Genomic DNA, 18,825 nt, shown 5'->3' on the forward strand with positions numbered 1-18,825 from the left:
ATCATGCTCGGCATCCAGTGCGTCCGCAAGGCCGGATGCACGTGCATCCGTAGCGTGCGGGTGCGAGTGAAGGTAGCCGAACGTTCGGTTTTCGACGGAGCGGCGGCACCCTTAGGATGCATTGGGCGACGGAGCTGCAACTTGCAGTTTCCGGGGACGAACCGGACGGGAGCGACGTGACCACGGGTACGCAGGAGGACGGGCCGAACAGCGGCCCTACCGTGCTGCGCATCCTGCTCGGTGCGCAGCTGCGACGGCTCCGCGAGACCAAGCAGATCAGCCGTGAGGACGCCGGCTACGAGATCCGCGCCTCCGGTTCGAAGATCAGCCGGATGGAGCTCGGTCGCGTCAGCTTCAAGGAGCGCGACGTCGCCGACCTCCTCACGCTGTACGGCGTCAAGGACCCGGCCGAGCGCGAGGCGCTGCTGGGGCTGGCCCGGCAGGCGAACAACCCGGGCTGGTGGCACCACTTCGGCGACATCATGCCGTCCTGGTTCCAGTCCTACCTGGGCCTGGAGGCGGCGGCCTCGCTGATCCGGACGTACGAAATCCAGTTCGTGCCCGGCCTGCTGCAGACCCCGGCGTACGCCCGCGCCGTGATCATGCTCGGCCACGCCGGCGCCACCGCGGACGAGATCGACCGCCGCGTGGAGCTGCGCCGTCAGCGTCAGCAGCTGCTGAACCGGGTCGAGGCGCCGCAGCTCTGGGCGGTGATCGACGAGGCCGTGCTGCGCCGCCCGATCGGCGGGGTGGACGTGATGCGCGGCCAGATCGAGGCGCTGATCGAGGCGGCCAAGAAGCCCAACGTGCGCCTGCAGATCATCCCGTTCAACGCCGGCGGCCAAGCCGCGGCGGGCGGTCCCTTCGCGATCCTGCGCTTCCCGGAGCCGGAGCTGCCCGACGTGGTCTACGTCGAGCAGCTCACGAGCGCCATCTATCTGGACAAGCGGGACGACGTCGACCAGTACGCGATCGCCATGGAGCGCGTCTGCATCGACGCCGAACCGCCCAGCCACACCCAGGAAATCCTCGGCAAGCTGCTGCACGAGGTCGGCCGGCTCACCTGACTCCTGGGCGCACACATCGCCCGGTGATCCACGGCAGGTGTGCCCGATAGGCCCTGCCCTCCGGGCCTCAGGGGCGGCACCGCTCCGGCCCCTGGGTTGCAGAGTGTTTACTTTATGTAATTAACCCCTGAGGGTGACACCCCCGTCGAGGGGGCGATTCACCCGAGCAGGTGATCGAAGTCCCCGTCGCGCACGCCGCCGAGGAACGCCTCGATCTCCGCCGGCGTGTAGATCAGGGCCGGGCCCTCCGGGTCGCGGGAGTTCCGCATTGCGACGCTGCCGTCCGGCAGTGCGGCGCACTCGACGCAGTTGCCGCTCGGGTTGCTCCGGCCGCTCTTTCGCCAGGTCACACCCTGCAGCTGCCCAGCGGGCATGCCGTTGAAAATGCGCGTCATTACTAGGCTCCCTAACGGTGAGACCGGTCCGGGGACCGGCGATGTGTGTCCCGCCGGCTACCTGCTGTGCAGATGCACGTGCATTTGGCCTTGCGTTCTCACATGATTGTGAGCATGATAACGCACGTACCCCACTGAAAGTGGGTCACGGAGGGTGACATCTTTGAGTGACGGGTCGGTCGCGGAAACGGCCGCTGCGGCCCTCGACGCGAGGCTCTCTGGCGGGAGCGTCCGAGCGGGAGGAACACAATGTCCGTACCCAACATCGGCCCGGAGCCCTTCGAGACCTACGACATCGACGGTGTGGACACCCACCGGCGCGGCAACCCGGCGCCGGTCCTGCGCGACGAGAGGCTGACGGACTGCATGGAAGCAGCCACGACGCGCGCGACCACGGTGTCCCACCGGTTCGGCGGGGTGCGCTACGCCCTCACCCGGCACGACGGCGCGTCGCCGGACGCCGGCCCGGACGCCGGAGGTGATCCCGACGAGAGTCACTGAACACCTGCCCTGTGCCAGCCGGCGCCGCCCGGACGAGACGCTCGGGCGGCGCGCCTGGTCGCTGTCCTCCCCGATCCTGCGCCGGGGGCGGCTCCAGCTCAGCATCGCGCGCTGGCCCGTACGCGTCTTCCAGGAACAGGACTACTGCTACGGCGTCGGCCCGCTGGCGCTGCGGGTCGCCCGCGTCGGCTGGACGTCGCCGGTGCCGTACGAGGGCGACACCTGGCTCGAGGTCGAGGGCACGGTGATCGACGGCCGGACCGGCGAGGAGCGGCAGACCCGGCAGGTACTCGTACGGGCGTGCAGACTTCCTGGACCACCGCACCGCAAGCGCCCACGGTTGCGGCCCTGACAACGTCATAGAGAGTGAGCGGCGTCGCGCAGATGCCGTTCGACGCGCGTCCCGGCAACGGGACGCGCCGCCCGGATCCCGGCCGGGCGGTCCGGTTCCCCCGTGCTGGATCGCTCGGCCGGCCGGCCCGGCTGCAGCCCGACGACCGCCCCCCGGCTGTGTTCCCCCGGCCGGCCGGGGCTGCGGTCCGACGGCCGGCCCGGCTTTACGGTTACGGCTTGCGGGCGACTCCGGCCCAGTAGTAGGCGGTTTCGGGCTCCACGTCCGTCGCGTCCGGGCGCCACGCCGACACCGGCACGAGGCCCGGCTCCAGCATCTCCCAGTCGCCGAAGAAGCGGGCCACCGCCTCCTTGGTGCGGGCCACCAGCGTCATCCCCGCGTCCGTCGCCGCTGCCACGGCCCGGCCGACCGCCTCCGGGCTGAAGTCCGCCGTCGGGTGCGTGATCGCGAGGATGCTGCCGGACGGCATCGCGTCGCGGAGCCGGCCGACGAGGTCCCACGGGTCGTCCTCGTCCGCGAGGAGCATCAGGATGGCGATCAGCGTGAGACCGACGGGCCGGGTCAGGTCGAGGGTCTCCTGCAGCACCGGCTGCTCGAGGATCTGTTCCGGGTGGCGGATGTCCGCGGAGATGTACTCCGAGCGGCCCTGCTCGCTGCTGATCATCAGGGCGCGGGCGTGGACCAGCACGATCGGGTCGTTGTCCACATAGACCACCCGGGTCTCCGGGGCGATCCGCTGGGCGATCTCGTGCAGGTTGGGCCGCGTCGGGATGCCGGTGCCGATGTCCAGGAACTGCCGGATGCCCTCCCCGCTGACCAGGTCACGGGCGGCGCGGTGGACGAACTTGCGGTTCTCGGCGGCCATGGCGCGCATGCCCGGGATGGCCTTCAGCATCGCCTCGGCCACCGCCCGGTCGACGGCGAAGTTGTCCTTGCCTCCCAGCCAGTAGTCGTAGATGCGGGCCGAGTGCGGGATGTTCGGGTTGACGCCGGGCGGCGCCACCTCGGCCGGTGCGGACGTCTCACTGCGCTGGGTCACTGTCGACCGCCTCCTGCTCAGGCCACCCCTGGCCGAAAAGGACACCGGCCGCCGTGGCCGCGCCCGTGCCGGCCGCGAGCGACCGGCCGGATCCCGCAGGGCCGCGTGGGCAGAGGCCCGTCGCGACTCGACAGGCCGATCGCGAGCCGCGCCGGCCGGGAGCCGTAGCCGCCAGCCTAGCCTCAGAAGTTGATCAAATTCAGCCGCGTCGCTCGATCGGACCGGCCGCCGGGAGGAGGGACGGATGTCCGCTCCAGCATGGAAAAATGGTGATCAGGCCGTGTTCGCACCGTCGCCGTTGGACGGTGCGGGCGGTGATCAGCACGCTTTCGCGCCGTCCCCGGTGCACGGTACGGGCGGTGATCAGGCCGCGTTCGCGCCGTTCCGGTAGGACCCCGCTCGGCGGTCGCGGGAGCCGGCCACGACCTGGTTGCGGCCGGCGTGCTTGGCGACGTACAGGTTGCGGTCGGCGGTGGACATCAGGCCGGACTGGGTGGCCGCCGCCGCGTCGGAGAGTCCGGCGACGCCGATGCTGACGGTGACCGGGAGGCCGTGGGTCAGGGCGGTCCAGTCGTACGAGCTGATCGCGCGCCGGATGCCGTCGAGCTGGTCGGTGGCCTGGGGTACGTCCGTGCCGGGCAGCGCGAGCAGGAACTCCTCGCCGCCCATGCGCGCCACGAAGCCCTCCGGCGCGACGGCCGCCAGCTCGGTCTCCAGGAGCTTCGCGACCAGCACCAGCACCTGGTCGCCGACCTCGTGGGAGAGCTGGTCGTTGATCCGCTTGAAGTGGTCGAGGTCGACGATCGCCACGGTCAGGCTGCCGCCGTCGGCGACCAGCGCAGGCAGCTGCTCGTCGAGGTAGCGGCGGTTGCGCAGGCCGGTCAGCGGGTCGCGCCGGGCCTGCTCGCGGAAGCGTTCCGCCTCGCGCCGCGCCTCGGTGGTCTCGAACATCGCCTGCCGGGTGCGGGCCTGTGCCTCCCGCTGCGACGAGTGCAGCGCGTTGTGGGCGGCGAAGAACTCCTTGTGTACGGCGAAAGCGTCCGCGTACTCGCCACGGGCGGCATGCAGCTCGGCCTGCTCCTGGTGGACCCGGACGAGGACGTCGCCGAGCTCGCGTTCGAGGCAGAGCGCCCGGGACTTGTCGAGGCTGACCTGGGCCCGGTCGGTGGCGCCCAGGAAGCGCTGGGCGCGGGCGAGCGTGAGCATGAACTCGGCGAGCGAGTCGGCGTCCTCGTACCGGCCGTCGTGGTGCCGGGCCACCGCGAGCCGCAGCGTCTCCTCGGCCTGCGTGTAGTTGCCGTTCTCGATCTCGATCGCGCCGATGGTGTCGAGGACCGCCGGGTCGAGGACGAAGCCGTACTCCGCCGCGACGTCCTGGAGGCGCTGGGCGACCGCTTCGGCGCGGGCGTGCTCGCCGGTGGCGAACTCGGTGTACGCGTAGTTGTTGAGCATGCCCATGAGCAGCTGGGGCAGCCCGAGCCGGACGGCCAGCTCCTCGGCCTGGGCGTACTGGTCGCGGGCGGCGTCCATGGAGCCGGCGGCGCCGAGCGCGTCGGCCAGCTTGGCGCGGTGCCAGACGCGCATGTGGTCGGTGGCCGTGTCGTCGAGGAGCTCGACGGCGAGCAGTGAGTGTTCGAGGGACTGGGCGGCGTCGCCGAGGTGGCGGTGGATGTTGGCCCAGACGAGGTGCGTACGCGCCTGCACGAGGTGGTCGCCGTGCTCGGTGGCCCACTGGTGGATCTTCCAGATGCGCTGCGCGGCGCCCGAGACCTCGCCCTTGCGCATGAGCATGTTGGCCTGCAGGAGCCGGGCGCGGGTGGCGAGCCGCTCGTCGCCGAGCCTGAGCGCCGCTGCCTCGAAGGCGGTCGCGGCCTCGAGGGTCGCGTCGGCGTCCCAGAGGTACTGATCCTCGTGCTGCGTCAGGGCAGCCGACAGCTGCTCCACGTCGCGTACGCGCCCGTCCATCCGGCTCACCCCTTCCGCTCAGGCGAATCATCGTCACGAACAGCGCGCGCTGAAGAACAAATGCGCTGTGTTCCCGAAGGTTAGCCCTGAGTGACCACTGGGACCCAGTGTGGCGTACGTGATCCAGCTCGCCGTCGTCCGAGGTCGCACACGTTGTACGTCGTACAGTTGTGGGATGGCCAAGCGGAGCGTGCGTCTGTCCCGGGATGCGATCATCGATTGCGCGACGGCGCTCGCGGACGCCGAGGGGCTCGAGGCGGTGACGATCCGGCGGCTGGCCCAGGAGAACGGCGTCACGCCGATGGCCATGTACTGGCACTTCAACGACAAGGACAGCCTGCTCGACGGGCTGGCGGAGCACCTGATCGCCTCGGTGAAGCTGCCCGAGCCCGGCGACGGTATGTGGGACGAGCAGCTGCGCGCGATCCTCGTCGCCTTCCTGGACGCCATCCGGCCGCATCCGGCGCTGGCCGGCCTGGCGTTGCGGCGCATCCTGGTGGCCGAGCCGGGTCTCCGGCTCGCGGAGCGGGTGCTGGATCTGTTGCGGCAGGCCGGGTTCGGCCCGGAGCAGGCGGCCGAGGTCGGCACGTTCCTGATGTGCGCCGTGATCACCCTTGTCGTCGGCGACCCGATGGCCGCCAAGGCCGCCGTGGGTGGTGATGCGGCCGCGGACATGCGCCACAAGCAGGCGATGCTCCAGGCGCTCGAGCCGGGGCGCTACCCGAACCTCATCGCGGCCGCTCCCGCCCTGGTGAGCTGCCGCGGGCAGGACGACTACTTCACGATCAACATCGACCTCCTCGTGCAGGGCGTCCGCGGCACTCGCCGCAACTGATCTCGGTCACACCCCTTGACGGTCCTCTACGCCGTACATATACGTTGTACATGTACGGCGCATAGGACGCCGCTCGGAGGAGGTACCGATGCACCGCAAACCGTGGTCGGCCCTGGCCGTACTGGCGCTCGCCCAGTTCATGGTCGTGCTCGACGTGACGATCGTGAACGTGGCGCTGCCCGACATACAGCAGGACCTGGGGTTCAGCGCCTCGGGGCTGCAGTGGGTCGTCAGCGCGTACACCCTGATCTTCGGGGGTTTCCTGCTCCTCGGCGGGCGGGTGGCCGACCTGCTCGGCCGCCGCCGGGTCTTCGTCGCCGGGCTGCTGCTGTTCGGGGTGACGTCCCTGGTGGCCGGCCTCGCGCAGAGCCCCGAGCAGCTCGTCGTGTTGCGGGCCGTGCAGGGGCTCGGCGGCGCGCTGTTGTCCCCGGCCGCGTTCGCGATCCTCACGGTCACCTTCGCCCACGGCCGGGACCGCAACATCGCGATGGGGATCTGGGGCGGTCTCGCCGGGCTCGGCGGCACCCTGGGCGTCATCGCGGGCGGCCTGCTCGTCGACTCGCTGAGCTGGCGCTGGGTCTTCCTGGTCAACGTGCCGATCGCCGCGGTGCTCGCGCTGATCGTGCCGATGTTCGTCGCGGAGAGCCGGGCGACGACGCCCGGGAAACGGACCTTCGACGTGGCCGGTGCGCTGCTGAGCACGGGCGGCCTGCTGGCGATCATGCTGGGCGTCATCCGCGCGGAACCGCTCGGCTGGTCGTCGTTCGAGGTCGTGGCGCTGCTGGCCGGTGGGCTGGCGCTGCTGGGGGCGTTCGTACGCGTCGAGGCACGGTCGGCCGCTCCGCTCGTGCCGTTGGCGTTGTTCCGCTCCCGTGGGCTGAGCACCTCGATCCTGGCGCTGGCCCTCAACGGCGGGGCGTTCCTCGCGATGTTCTTCCTCACCGCGATCTTCCTGCAGCAGGTACGGGGCCTGACCGCGCTGGAGACTGGCCTGCAGTTCCTGCCGATGGGCATCGCCGCGATCGCGAGCGCCGTGCTGGCCTCGCAGCTCGTGACGCGGTACGGCACCAGGCCGGTGCAGATCGGCGGGGCGGTGCTGAGCGTCGCCGGCCTGCTGCTGCTCTCCGGCGCGGATGCCACGGGCTCGTACGCGTTCACGATCCTGCCGGGCATCGTGCTGTTCGGCATGGGCATCATCGGCACGGGCACGCCCGCCTCGATCGCCGCGGTGGCCGACGTCCGGCACGAGCAGGCCGGCGCCGCGTCCGGCGTGGTGAACGCGGGCTACCAGGTCGGCGGGGCGCTCGGGCTCGCGGTGATCACCACGCTCGCCACCTCGCACGTCGAGGACCTGATCGCCGGTGGCGAGCAGCCGGGCACGGCCCTGGTCGACGGGTTCCAGCGCGGGTTGTTCTTCGCGGCGATCTTCGCGGCGGCGAACATCCTGACGGCCATCGGCGCTCCGCGTCTGCGCCCGACGTCGGAGCAGCTCGCGGAGGCGGCCGTCGCCGCCTGACCTACCGTCGCCGCCTGACCTGCCGACGCGAACGGCGCCCGGGGTGAGCCCCGGGCGCCGTTGCGATGATCCGTTCTATCGAGCCGCGGGAACCGGTGCCCCGTCCGCCTTCCGGGCGGCGGCGAGGTCGATGGTCGAGCGCAGGGTGATCTGCCGGAACAGCAGGGCCGCGATCACGCCGACCACCCCGATGCCCGCGGAGATCAGGAAGATGTGACCGGTGGCGTCGCCGTACGCGGCCCGCACGATGTGCTGGATCGTCGGCGGCAGCTCCGCGAGGTTCAGGCTGCTGGTCTTGCCGCCGCTCGACCCCGCCGGTACGCCCGCCGCGGCGAGCTGCGAGGTGATCGAGTCGGTGACCCGGTGGGCGAGGACGGCGCCGAGCACCGAGACGCCGATCGTGCCGCCGAGCGAGCGGAAGAAGGCGATGGTCGAGCTGGCCGCGCCGATGTCCCGCAGGCGGACGGTGTTCTGCACCGCGAGCACCAGGTTCTGCATCGACATGCCCACGCCGATGCCGACCAGGGCCATGCCCACGCCGATGTACCAGAGCGGGGTCAGGTGGTCCATGGTGGAGAGCATCGCGAAGCCGGCGACCAGCACGATCGTGCCGGTCACGATGTACGGCTTGATCTTGCCGGATTTGGTGATCATCCGGCCGGAGATGGTCGAGGAGACCAGCACGCCGGCCATCAGCGGGATGGTGAGCAGGCCGGCCTCGGTGGGGCTGTAGCCGCGGCCGATCTGGAAGTACTGGCCGAGGAAGACCGAGCCGCCGAACATGGCCATGCCGACCGCGAGGCTGGCGAGGATCGCCAGGGCCGTGGTGCGCTGCCGCACGATCTGCAGCGGGACGACCGGCTCGGCGGCTCGGGACTCCACCCACACCGCGGTCGCGAGCAGCACGAGGCCGGCGCCGACCATGGCGAACGTCTGCCACGAGACCCAGCCGAACGAGCTGTCGACGAAGGAGACCCAGATCAGCAGGATGCTGACGCCGGCGGCGATGAGCGAGGCACCGGCGTAGTCGATCTTCACGTTGTCCCGGCGGAAGACCGGCAGGTGCAGCGTGCGCTGGAGCACCACGAGCGCGACCACGGCGACCGGGGCGCCGATGAAGAAGCACCAGCGCCACCCCAGCCACGACGTGTCGACGATGACGCCGCCGAGCAGCGGTCCGCCGACCGTGGCGAGGGCGAGGACGCCGCCGAGGTAGCCGTTGTAGCGGCCGCGCTCGCGGGGCGGGATCATCGCCGCGATGGCGACCTGGACCAGCGCCTGGACGCCGCCCATGCCGATGCCCTGGAACGCGCGGGCGGCGATGAGCTGGCCCGCCGACTGGGCGAAGCCGGCCACGATCGAGCCGAGCACGAACACCACGATCGAGACCTGGACCAGGGCCTTCTTGCTGTAGAGGTCGGCCAGCTTGCCCCAGATCGGGGTCGTCGCGGTGGCGGTGAGCAGGCTGGCCGTGACCACCCAGGTGTACTGGGTCTGGCTGCCGTTGAGCGCGCCGATGATCTTCGGCAGCGCGGTGGAGACGATGGTGGCGCTGGACATCGCGACGAACAGCACGAGCAGGAGGCCGCTGAGGGCCTCCAGGATCTCGCGGTGGCTCATCGCGCCCTGTTCGGCGCGCGTGGTGGTGGGTGCGCTCATCGCGCGGCCTCCAGCGGTTGGTCGTAGCGGGACGTGAGGTCTGTCGAGAAGCGCCGCATCAGCGTGGTGAAGGCGGCGATCTCGTCGGGGTGCCATTCCTGGAGGGCGTCGGCGAGGCGCTCGTCGGCCCATGCCGTGACGTCGTCGAGGGCCTGCCGGCCGAGCGGGGTGAGGCTGAGCACGCTGGCCCGGCGGTCCGCCGGGTCGGCCGTCCGCTGCACCAGTCCCGAGCGCACGAGGGTGGCGACGGTGCGGCTGATCGTCGACGGGTCGAGCGAGCAGCGGGCGGCCAGCTCCTTGCCGTGGCACCCCGCGGGAAGCCCGGCCGCCATGGCGTCGATCACCGAGAGCACGCCGACCGTGCCGAAGGGAACAGCCGGGTGCCGCGCCGGCAGGTCGTTCTTGAAGAGGCGTACGGCCCTGAGCATCTCCCGTACGTGGCTGAAAAGCTCGCGTCGTACCGCGGTGCCGTCGTCCATCTGCCCCTCCCGGAATGGGTGCCGCATACAACTATCGGCTCGCATTGCTCACTGTGCAACTTTGCTCAGTGGGAAGTGAGTCACATCGTCGGTACGCTCGACCCATGACCGCCGAAGTCCGCGTACCCGAGCCGGGGCTGCGGGAACGCAAGAAAGCCGCGACGCGTCAGGCGCTGCACGACGCCGCCGTCCGCCTGGCGATCGAGCACGGCGCGGACAGGCTTACGGTCGAGGCGGTCGCGGACGAGGCCGGCGTCTCCCGGCGGACGTTCTCCAACTACTTCGCCAACAAGGAAGAGGCGCTGCTGCACGGGGACCGGCAGCGCATGGTGTTGCTCATCGACGCCGTGCGCGCGCGTCCCGCGGCCGAGGGTCCGTGGACGGCGCTCAGCCGGGCGGCGCAGGAGGCGTACCAGCAGATCGGCGAGCTGGACCCGCACTGGGTGGCGCAGACCCGGCTCCTGCGCAGTGAGCCCGCGCTGCTCGCCCAGCAGGTCAGCACGTTCGCGGCGCTGGAGCGCGAACTGGCCGCCGCGGTGGCCGACCGGCTGCCCGAGGCCCAGCGGTCCGGGATCCGGGGCCGCCTGATGGCCGCCACCTTCATGACGGCCACCCGGGTCTCGCTGCACGTGTGGCTGGAGGACCCGGCAGAGACGCCCCTGGCGGAGCTGGTCCAGCGGTCCCTGGCCGAGGTCGGGCGCGGGTTCGTCGAATAGACGGGCGCGCGGCGCCGGGAGGGATGCTTCCTGGCGCCGCGCTGGTGGGGATGGTGGAACTCAGGGGACGGTACGGCCGCGGGGACGGCCGGGGCCTCAGCCCTGGAAGCCGGCGAAGATCTTGCTGAACTCGAACGGCGACTGGGCCACGTTGGTGCACTGGAACAGCGCGCCGTTGCAGGCGTTGCGGTCGCGGTTCGCCTCCCAGAAGGAGACGAAGCCGATGTGGTTGCTGTTCGCGAAGGCGACCAGGTCGCGGGCGTCGCTCTGGGTGAACGTCCCGTTGTCGTCGTTCTTGCCGAGCATCGGCGTCACGCCGACCATCTTGAAGGCCGCCGCGTCACTGCTGCCGTAGATCGACTTGAGCTGGTCCTTGGTCGACTTGACCGCCTGGATCGCCAGGTCGCCGTAGTCCTGCGCGGAGCGCCCGTAGTCCATCGCCATGATGTTGACCAGGTCCAGGTCGACGCCGGCGTTCTTGGCCGACTTGACCACGTTGAGGCCGTCGCTGGTGAGGCCCTCCGGCAGCACCGGGAGGGTCAGCGAGATCTTCAGGCCCGGGTTGGCCTTCTGCAGGGCGGCCAGCGCGGTGGAGCGGCGGGCGATCGTGGTGGGGTCGGCCACGGCCGCGCCCTCGATGTCCAGGTCGATGTACTTCAGGTTGTACGCCGACACGACCGCCTGGTACTCGGCCTGCAGCGCCTTCACGTCGGTGCAGGCCTGGGCCAGCTCGATGCCGGTCGCGCCGCCGAAGGACACCTTCACGTCACCGCCGGCGCGGCGCAGCGCGTCGATCTGGTCGCCGAACTGCTTGCTGCGCGGGTCGAACGCGTTGAACCAGCTCGCCTTGCAGCCGGCGCTGGTCACGAACGCCAGCGAGAACGACTTGACGTTGCCGCTGGAGGCCAGCTGGGAGAGCGTCGTGCTGCCGTTGGAGAGCAGGCCCATGTCCACGTACGGGGCCACGCGGACGCTGCCGCCACCGGATGCCGGGGGAGCCGTGGTGGCCGGCGGCTTGCTGGTCGCGGGCGGCTGGGTGGTCGGTGCCGTTGTCGGCGGCTTCGTGGGCGCGGTGGTCGGCGGCTTCGTGGCGGGCTTGGTCGTCGTCGGCGCGGTGGTGGGGACCGAGCCGCCGCCGGTGCAGGGGGCGCCGTTGATCGTGCAGCTGGTCGGGGCGCCGCTGCCGTTGACGATGAAGCCGAACTCGGTGGTCGCGCCGGCCGGGATCGTCGCGTTGTAGCCGCGGTCCTTGGCCGTCGACACCGCGCCGGAGGTCGTGACGGCGGCGTCCCAGAAGGTGCCGAGCTTCGCGCCGGACGGCAGGCCGAAGGCGAGCTGCCAGCCCGTGACGGCGGAGCCGCCGGAGTTCTTGATCGTGTAGTGCGCCTGGTAGCCCGTACCCCAGTCGGAGTCCTTGGTGAACGAGGCGGTCAGGCCGCCGGCCGCCGGACCGGTCGCCGCCACCGCGGCGATCGCGCCTCCGCCCACGGCGACGAGGGCCGCTCCCAGGTAGATGGACAGGCGTAGCCGGTTGCGTGCCATGTAACGACTCCGATCGAGGGGGCTGCGAACGGAGTCGATCGTGATCCGGCGGTGCTTAAAGGGTTCTGCCAATTTCCTTAAGTCTGCTTCAAGTCGCTGACCGCGGGCCTGTTGATCACTGCCGGTGAGCATGCGCGGGATGGCGTCCGGCGGGGGATACGGTTCGAGGCATGCACAAGACCACCGTGGACATCACCACCGACGACGGGGTGGCCGACGCCTACCTCGTCCGGCCCGACGGCGAAGGGCCGTGGCCGGCAGTGCTGCTCTTCATGGACGCGTTCGGCCTGCGTCCGCGCATCGAGGAGATGGCCACCCGGATCGCCGGGCGGGGATACGTCGTCCTCGCTCCCAACATCCTGTACCGCGGCGGCCGCTCGCCGCTGGTCGACCTCAGCGCTCTCTCCGACCCGGCGGCCCGGGAGTCCATCTTCGGCAAGGTCGTGCCGATGATCATGGCGCTGGACACCGACAGGATCGTCCGGGACACCCGGGCGTACCTCGACTTTTTGGCGGCGCAGGACGGCGTCGCGCCCGGTCCTGTCGTGGCCACCGGTTACTGCATGGGCGGCACCAACGCGGTCAAGGCGATCGAGGCGTACCCGGACCGGATCAAGGGGGTGGCCAGCTTCCACGGCGGCCGCCTCGTCACCGACCAGCCGGACAGCCCGCACCTGAAGGTCGGCGCGGTGACCGGCGAGTTGTACTTCGCCCACGCCGACAACGACCACTCGATGAACGCCGAGCAGATCGCCACCCTCGAGGCGGCCCTGGACAAGGCCGGCGTGCGGTACACCTCCGAGGTGTACGAGGGCGCGCCGCACGGCTTCACGATGTCTGACACCGCGGCCTACAACGAGGCGGCCGAGAAGCGGCATTGGGAGAACCTGTTCGCCTTCCTGGACCGCCTCGACTGAGGTCAGGCCAGGCCGGCGAAGTACCGGGCCAGCGCCACCAGGTCCCACGCCTGGCGGACCTCGCCGATCCGGCCGTCGGTGACGGTCAGGAACTCGGCGAGCCGGACCGTCCCGAACGGCGCGGCGCAGTCGTAGAGCAGGGCGGTCCGGTCGCCGGCGTGCACGGCCGAGACGACGGTGACCGAGTCGGCGAACGAGGCGATCCGGTGCTGGGTCTGCACCAGCTCCTCGTCGTCGACCGGGACGCCGAGATTCCACTCGATCTCGGCGTCCGGCGCGATCAGCCGGCGGACCGCCGCCCGGTCCCGGGAGATCCAGGACCGGGCGTAGAAGTCGGCCACCTCCATGTCAGTTGGCGACCATCGAGTCGCCGCTGACGAAGGTGTAGCCCAGCGCCTTGATGCCCGGCACCAGCTGCTTCAGGTGGTCGGTGCCGAGGTACGGGTGGTAGAAGAAGCTGGCCACTCCGTCGCGGACCACCAGGTTGCGCTGCGCCGAGGCAATCAGGTCGGCGGGGAGCCGGGCCGGGTGGTTGTTGAACGGCAGGGGCTCGACGTTGCCGATGTTCTCCGGGATGACCACCGAGCCGTAGACGTCGCGGACGGCGTACGGGAAGAACTGGCCGAACTGGCGGCTGTAGTCGATCTTCCCGCCGCCGAGCACGCCGGGGAAGTACAGGCCCCGGTCGTAGCGCTTGCCCATCACCGAGTTCACGGTCTGGTAGTCGACCGCACTGCCGGCGTAGTGCGGGAACTCGAACGTCGTCGGCACACCCAGCCCGGCGAGCGCGAAGGTGAGCCCGGAGGACGCGATGCGGCTGGCGGCGAACGCGGCGGAGTCACCGGCGACCGGGCCGTCGTAGATCACGCTGTCGTTCGCGTCGACGTGCGCGGCGTAGAACTCGAAGTCGTTCGCGCTGACGCCGTCGTACGGGTTGGGCGCGGAGCCGTACTGGTGGGTGTAGCCGTGCATGAGCAGGGTGCCGCCGCGCTGCTGCATGTAGCGCAGGGCGGAGACGACCTTCGGCCGCTGCAGCAGCGTGTAGTCCTGTGCCTTGCCGTTGTTCTGGACGCCCTTCGGGTCGCGGTAGCGCGGGTAGACGGCGACGCTGAACGGGACTTTCTGGGCGTACAGGTAGTCGGCGATCGCGCGCAGCTCGTCGGGGTCCGAGTCGGGGCCGACGTCCTCGATGCGGGCCAGCGCGCGGTGCCGCTCGCGGGACACCCCGGTGTCGCCGAGGGAGTCGAACAGCAGGTCGGCGAAGGCGAGGTAGCGGTCGTCGTGGGTCACGTATGCGAAGGGCATCTCACCCACGTACGTGAGGTTGCCGGACTGCACCGCCCACGGGAAGGACGTGCCGTCGGGGCGTACGGCGGAAGCCAGGGTCCTGACCTTCGCCCCGTCGGTGATCGACAGGTTCATGATCCCGGACCTGTTCACCGTGTCGCGGGTGAGCTTCGTGCCCTTGTAGTCGACCTGGGCGACGTCGGAGAAGTCGAAGGCGCCGCTGGTGAAGCCGTGGGTCGCCGCGAACGTCGCGTCCCGCGAGACGAGCTGCCAGATGTTGTCGAAGACCCAGGTGACGGGCTTGGTGGTGGCGGCGACGTCGTCCAGGAACGCGGCCGGCAGCGGCTCGTCGTACGTCGAGCCGAGGTAGACGACAGCGGTGTACGCCGACAGGTCGTTGGCCTTGTAGCTCGCCACGGGCGCGGCGGTCCACGAGCCGAAGTGCGAGGCCAGGTTCGCGGTCTGGGTGGCGTAGACCTCGCCCATCCAGCCGTAGTCGCCGGTGGTGTCGTACAGCACGAGCGTCTTGGCGGTGCCGCCGCCCGGCGCCGCCTTGCCGGACTTCGCGGCCGGCGTGGGGGCGGCGGTGCGTTCGGCGGCGTCGGCGTTGACCACGCCCAGCCCGAGAGCGGCGGTCGCGGTGAGCGCGACGGTCGCGCCGAGCAGGACCCGGCGGGAGAACTTCGGGGTACGCATCAGAACGCTCCGTACGTGGCAGTGGCGGGGGAGTCCAGGGCGGGCATCGGTGCGGGAGCCTCGGCGAGGCCGAGCAGGGCGGCGGTGGCCTGGGCGGTACGGGCGGCCGCGAGCCCGTCGCCGTACGGGTTGCCGCCGGCGGCCATCGCGTCCCGGCGCACCCGGCTGTCGAGCAGCACGGACGCCTCCTTGACGATCAGCTCCGGGTCGGAGCCGACCAGCCGGGCGCAGCCGGCGTGCAGCGACTCGACCCGCTCGGTCACCTCCCGCAGCACCAGGGCCGGTACGCCGAACGACGGCGCCTCCTCCTGGATGCCGCCCGAGTCGGTCAGCACCAGGTACGCCTCGGACAGCAGCCGCGACAGGTCCGGGTACGGCAGCGGGTCGGTGACCGTGACCCGCTCGATCCCGGCCAGCCCGGCCTCCACCTGGGCGCGGACCGCGGGGTTCGGGTGGCTGGGCAGGACCACGTCGATGTCCGGGTAGCGGGCGACGAGCTCGCGGACCGCGGTCAGGATCCGGTCCAGCGGGGCGCCCCAGGACTCGCGCCGGTGGGCGGTGACCAGCACGAGGCGGTTGGTGCTGCCGGCCCGGGCGGTGGCGACCTGCGGGTTCTCGTACGGCATCCGCCGCGCGGCCACCGCGAGCGTCGCGTCCACGACGGTGTTGCCGGCGATCAGCACGTCGGACGTGGCGATGTTCTCGTCGAGCAGGTTCATCGCGGCCAGCGGCGTCGGCGCCAGGTGCAGCGCGGCGACCTGGGCGACCAGCCGCCGGTTCGCCTCCTCGGGGAACGGCGAGTCGAGGTCGCCCGAGCGCAGCCCGGCCTCGAGGTGCACCACGGGGATGCGCCGCCAGAACGCGGCCAGCGCCCCGGCGAGGCTGGTAGTGGTGTCGCCCTGCACGATCACGGCGGCCGGCGTGCGGACCTGCCACAGCTCGTCGAGCTGCCGGATCATCGCGGTGAGCAGCTCGGCCTGGCCGCCGGTGCCGCGCTCGACCCGCAGCGTGACGTCGGGGGTGAGGCCGAACGCGGCGAGCGCCTGCCCGACCATCGCCGGGTGCTGGCCGCTGGCGACCAGGACGGGCGTCAGCAGGCCGGCGTCGCGCATCGCCAGGACGACCGGCGCGAGCTTGACGGCTTCGGGGCGGGTGCCGCCGATCAGGTGCACTTCGGGGAGCGAGGGGAGCGACATGCCTTTTCTCCAAGGTCCGGGGGGAAAACCTTCAGGCGGCGAGGGCGAGGGAGGGAGCGGGTTCGAGCGGCTCCTCGGCGAGCCGCTCGGTCTTGGCCCAGGACTGCTGTCCGCGGGCCTGCCGGACGATCGCGCGGTACGTCGCGACGAGTCCGAGGAGCAGGAAGATCGGGTACGCGACCGCCGCGGTGAGCAGCCGGCGCAGGGTCTCGTCGCGCAGCCGGTACCGGTGCACGAGCGCCCAGACGAAGCCGGGGAAGAACGTGACCGCGAACCACACCTCGCCGCTGTAGGCCAGCTCCTGCCAGGACTGCAGGTACGGCATCGGGTGCCCGGCCGCGAGCCCGACCGCGGCGACCGACACGCCGGCCACGAGCGCCACGGTGACCAGCGCGTTGAGCCACGGGGAGACCAGGTAGTGCAGCATCTCCAGCAGCGAGGTGACGCCGATCTGCCGGGATGCGAACAGCCGGCGCAGGTAGCGGGCGCACTGCAGGTTGCCCTGCGCCCAGCGGGTGCGCTGCCGGGTGAGCCGGCGCAGGTCGACGACGGCCTGCTGGGTGACCGAGGCCCGCGACGTGTAGCGGATGCCGACGCCGCCGAGGTGCATGCGCAGCCCCAGCTCGAGGTCCTCGACGAGGCAGGCCGACCAGGGCGCGTCGCCGAGAGCCAGCAACGCGGAGAGGCGGGTGAACTGCCCGTTGCCGCCGAGCCCGACGGTGTCGATGGTGTCGCGCAGGCTCTGGCAGGCGTTGACGATCGCGCCGAACTCGAGGTCCTGCACCGCGCCGAGGAGCTTGTTGCGGTTGCGGATGCGTACCTGCACCTGGGCGGCGCCGATCCGCGGGTCGCGCATCATCCGGGAGACCTCGAGCAGGATGTTGCGGCTGCCCTGGCCGTCGCCGTCGATGATGCCGATGACCACCTTCGCCGGGTCCACACCGGACTCCGCGGTGCGCTCGGCGATGTAGCGGTACGCCGCGTTCAGCGCCTCGCCCTTGCCCTTGCGCGCCTCCGGCAGCTCCCGGCGCAGTACCTGCAGCCGCGGGTGGTCGATGGCTGCGAGCACCTCGGGCGTACGGTCGTCCGACCCGTCGTCGACCACGAGCACCCGGGCGAGCGTGCCGCCGGGGCCGCCGAGGCTGAGCGCCGCGTTCACGGTGTTGCCGACGACGACCTCTTCGTTCAGCGCCGGCACGATGATCCAGAAGTGCTCCGGGGTGCCGTCGCCGTGCGCGAGCGACTGCTCGACGACCGTACGGCGGTGTGACGCGGCGTACCGGACGGCGAAGCTGACCAGCGCGAGCGTGGAGACCGGCCAGGCGAGCAGGACCGCGTACCCGGCGACCACCAGGAACCAGCTGTCCGCTGCCGTCATCGCTGCCTCCCCGCTGTCACTGACTGTGTTGTCGGCCGGGTAACGCTTGCCGCGCTCCCGGACGTATCAGGACATTAGGGCGCTACTCAGCGTGATACAAGCCCGGCGACCGGAGCGACGACGCGAACTGACTGTTCGGCCCATCTCAGACATCTCAGGCAGCGCAATACGGGCAAAACCGGGCCAACCGGTTTCGTCGCCGGACGGCGAGCGGCCTGAAAGGGCTGCTGCGGCCGGTGACTATGCGTAAGTGCGGCCGTCACGGAGCACGACAACCCCCGGCGGCGATTCCTGTAACTCTCGGTGAGGTCTATGCTGCGTGCGTGAACCGGATCCTGGTGCGGGCGCTGATCGACCTGGCGGTGGCGATCGAGCTGTCGAGCGACGACGAGATCGACCCCCGGACGGCGACGACGCTCCTCGACGACCTGGCGGCCACCCTCGACGACCTCCCGGACGCCGACCGCGACGAACTCATCGACTACATCGAGGAACAGGCGGACCTCACCCGGGACCCGGACCGCCGCGAGGTCCTCCTCGAGCTCCCCGACACGCTTGCCCTCACCGACGACTGACCCGGTACGACCACCCGCGATCTTGTCCTGACGGGGGAGGGACCGGCTTGTACCGGCCTGTCATCATCGACGTCACCGCAGGAGATCCATCCGGCGGGCGTGTCACGGGGGCGGGGCTGATTCATGGGTGGGTTCTTCGAGGCTGCGCTCAGCTTCCCCACCGTCGTGCTCACGCCACTACTGGTCGTGGTGATCGGGTACTGGCTGGTCGTCGTCGTGGGCGGCGCCGACCCCGACGGTGACGGCGCCGGCGGCGAGGGCGGCTTCCTCGGGTTCCTGGGGCTCGGCGGGGTGCCGGCCTCCGTGGTCGTCTCCCTGCTCGTCGTCTTCGCGTGGTTCGCCACACTTGCCGGCTCGCAGCTGCTCGGGGCGATCCCGGCCGCGCTCGTGCTGGCCGCCGCGGTGGTCGTGGCGTGGGTCGTCGCGCGCCTGGCCGTCCTGCTCATCAGACGCTTCCTGCCCGCCGGCGCCGAGCCGTCGCGGGCCGACTTCCTCGGGCTGACCTGCGTCGTGCGCACCGGGCGGGTCACCCGCACGTTCGGGCAGGCCGAGGTGCACGCGCCCGACGGCTCCTCCGCCATCGTGCAGGTCCGCCAGGCCGGCGACGACGACCTGCGCGCCGGCACGGTCGCCGTGCTCTACGACGTCGACCCCGACGGCGACTTCTTCTGGATCATCCCCGCCGACATCGCACAGAATTAAGGACCCCT

Annotated in this window: 19 protein-coding genes; 9 read left to right on the top strand and 10 right to left on the bottom strand. The window is 71.1% G+C overall.

Annotated elements, in window-relative coordinates; genetic code table 11:
* The first annotated feature begins 176 nt into the window (after positions 1 to 176).
* Positions 177 to 1,067 carry a Sco1979 family transcriptional regulator gene (locus tag IT780_RS04400; protein ID WP_199510111.1) on the top strand — a complete coding sequence of 297 codons (891 nt, stop codon included), beginning with the start codon at positions 177 to 179 and terminating at the stop codon, positions 1,065 to 1,067.
* 158 nt (positions 1,068 to 1,225) lie between these two features.
* Here the strand turns inward: IT780_RS04400 and IT780_RS04405 are convergent, their stop codons facing one another.
* Complete coding sequence (locus IT780_RS04405; protein WP_199510112.1) at positions 1,226 to 1,462, bottom strand: DUF397 domain-containing protein; 237 nt, start codon at positions 1,460 to 1,462, stop codon at positions 1,226 to 1,228.
* A gap of 249 nt (positions 1,463 to 1,711) precedes the next feature.
* Between IT780_RS04405 and IT780_RS04410 the strand changes: the two genes are divergently transcribed.
* Entirely contained in the window at positions 1,712 to 1,963 is a 252-nt protein-coding gene (locus IT780_RS04410; RefSeq protein WP_199510113.1) for a hypothetical protein, read from the top strand.
* Positions 1,941 to 2,315 (top strand): hypothetical protein, encoded by a 375-nt coding sequence (locus tag IT780_RS04415; protein WP_307831037.1) that lies wholly within the window; start codon positions 1,941 to 1,943, stop codon positions 2,313 to 2,315. The genes IT780_RS04410 and IT780_RS04415 overlap by 23 nt, the downstream gene beginning before the upstream one ends.
* A gap of 211 nt (positions 2,316 to 2,526) precedes the next feature.
* Here the strand turns inward: IT780_RS04415 and IT780_RS04420 are convergent, their stop codons facing one another.
* Together IT780_RS04420 and IT780_RS04425 are read right to left on the bottom strand one after the other, a co-directional pair.
* The gene (locus IT780_RS04420) at positions 2,527 to 3,318 is read right to left on the bottom strand and encodes an SAM-dependent methyltransferase (protein WP_372443629.1); all 792 of its coding nucleotides are present in this window, start codon (positions 3,316 to 3,318) and stop codon (positions 2,527 to 2,529) included.
* A gap of 399 nt (positions 3,319 to 3,717) precedes the next feature.
* A complete protein-coding gene (locus IT780_RS04425) occupies positions 3,718 to 5,319 on the bottom strand; it encodes a tetratricopeptide repeat-containing diguanylate cyclase (protein WP_199510114.1) in 1,602 nt (533 codons plus the stop codon).
* A gap of 175 nt (positions 5,320 to 5,494) precedes the next feature.
* Here IT780_RS04425 and IT780_RS04430 point away from each other — a divergent pair, with 175 nt between their 5' ends.
* Positions 5,495 to 6,154 (top strand): TetR/AcrR family transcriptional regulator, encoded by a 660-nt coding sequence (locus IT780_RS04430; RefSeq protein ID WP_233412242.1) that lies wholly within the window; start codon positions 5,495 to 5,497, stop codon positions 6,152 to 6,154.
* Between the two features lie 88 nt (positions 6,155 to 6,242).
* Complete coding sequence (locus IT780_RS04435) at positions 6,243 to 7,670, top strand: MFS transporter (RefSeq protein WP_199510115.1); 1,428 nt, start codon at positions 6,243 to 6,245, stop codon at positions 7,668 to 7,670.
* Between the two features lie 75 nt (positions 7,671 to 7,745).
* On the opposite strand, the gene IT780_RS04440 is transcribed toward IT780_RS04435, so the two are convergent.
* Entirely contained in the window at positions 7,746 to 9,329 is a 1,584-nt protein-coding gene (locus IT780_RS04440; protein ID WP_199510116.1) for an MDR family MFS transporter, read from the bottom strand.
* On the bottom strand, positions 9,326 to 9,808 hold the full coding sequence (locus IT780_RS04445; RefSeq protein WP_199510117.1) for a MarR family winged helix-turn-helix transcriptional regulator: 483 nt from the start codon (positions 9,806 to 9,808) through the stop codon (positions 9,326 to 9,328). The genes IT780_RS04440 and IT780_RS04445 overlap by 4 nt, the downstream gene beginning before the upstream one ends.
* Positions 9,809 to 9,912: 104 nt before the next feature.
* Between IT780_RS04445 and IT780_RS04450 the strand changes: the two genes are divergently transcribed.
* Entirely contained in the window at positions 9,913 to 10,524 is a 612-nt protein-coding gene (locus IT780_RS04450; protein ID WP_199510118.1) for a TetR/AcrR family transcriptional regulator, read from the top strand.
* 96 nt (positions 10,525 to 10,620) lie between these two features.
* On the opposite strand, the gene IT780_RS04455 is transcribed toward IT780_RS04450, so the two are convergent.
* Positions 10,621 to 12,066 (bottom strand): cellulose binding domain-containing protein, encoded by a 1,446-nt coding sequence (locus IT780_RS04455; protein ID WP_199510119.1) that lies wholly within the window; start codon positions 12,064 to 12,066, stop codon positions 10,621 to 10,623.
* A gap of 170 nt (positions 12,067 to 12,236) precedes the next feature.
* Between IT780_RS04455 and IT780_RS04460 the strand changes: the two genes are divergently transcribed.
* Positions 12,237 to 12,983, top strand: a complete 747-nt coding sequence (locus IT780_RS04460; protein WP_199510120.1) for a dienelactone hydrolase family protein — start codon at positions 12,237 to 12,239, stop codon at positions 12,981 to 12,983.
* 2 nt (positions 12,984 to 12,985) lie between these two features.
* On the opposite strand, the gene IT780_RS04465 is transcribed toward IT780_RS04460, so the two are convergent.
* The 4 genes from IT780_RS04465 to IT780_RS04480 are packed head-to-tail and all read right to left on the bottom strand — an operon-like array spanning position 12,986 to position 17,540.
* Positions 12,986 to 13,330, bottom strand: coding sequence for a hypothetical protein (locus tag IT780_RS04465; protein ID WP_199510121.1), 345 nt, complete (start codon positions 13,328 to 13,330; stop codon positions 12,986 to 12,988).
* Position 13,331: 1 nt separating this feature from the next.
* Positions 13,332 to 14,966, bottom strand: coding sequence for a DUF2334 domain-containing protein (locus IT780_RS04470; protein ID WP_199510122.1), 1,635 nt, complete (start codon positions 14,964 to 14,966; stop codon positions 13,332 to 13,334).
* Positions 14,966 to 16,162 (bottom strand): non-hydrolyzing UDP-N-acetylglucosamine 2-epimerase, encoded by a 1,197-nt coding sequence (wecB, locus tag IT780_RS04475; protein WP_199510123.1) that lies wholly within the window; start codon positions 16,160 to 16,162, stop codon positions 14,966 to 14,968. Before wecB ends, IT780_RS04470 begins: the two co-directional genes overlap by 1 nt.
* Positions 16,163 to 16,193: 31 nt before the next feature.
* Complete coding sequence (locus IT780_RS04480) at positions 16,194 to 17,540, bottom strand: glycosyltransferase (RefSeq protein ID WP_199510124.1); 1,347 nt, start codon at positions 17,538 to 17,540, stop codon at positions 16,194 to 16,196.
* A gap of 323 nt (positions 17,541 to 17,863) precedes the next feature.
* On the opposite strand from IT780_RS04480, the gene IT780_RS04485 reads away from it, so the two are divergent.
* Complete coding sequence (locus tag IT780_RS04485; RefSeq protein WP_199510125.1) at positions 17,864 to 18,115, top strand: hypothetical protein; 252 nt, start codon at positions 17,864 to 17,866, stop codon at positions 18,113 to 18,115.
* A gap of 123 nt (positions 18,116 to 18,238) precedes the next feature.
* Positions 18,239 to 18,817: a DUF1449 family protein gene (locus IT780_RS04490; protein ID WP_199510126.1), complete on the top strand. Its 579-nt coding sequence runs from the start codon at positions 18,239 to 18,241 to the stop codon at positions 18,815 to 18,817.
* Positions 18,818 to 18,825: the final 8 nt, after the last annotated feature.

The sequence above is a fragment of the Nucisporomicrobium flavum genome (assembly GCF_016464385.1).
In the GTDB taxonomy this organism is placed as follows: Bacteria; Actinomycetota; Actinomycetes; order Mycobacteriales; family Micromonosporaceae; genus Actinoplanes; species Actinoplanes flavus_A.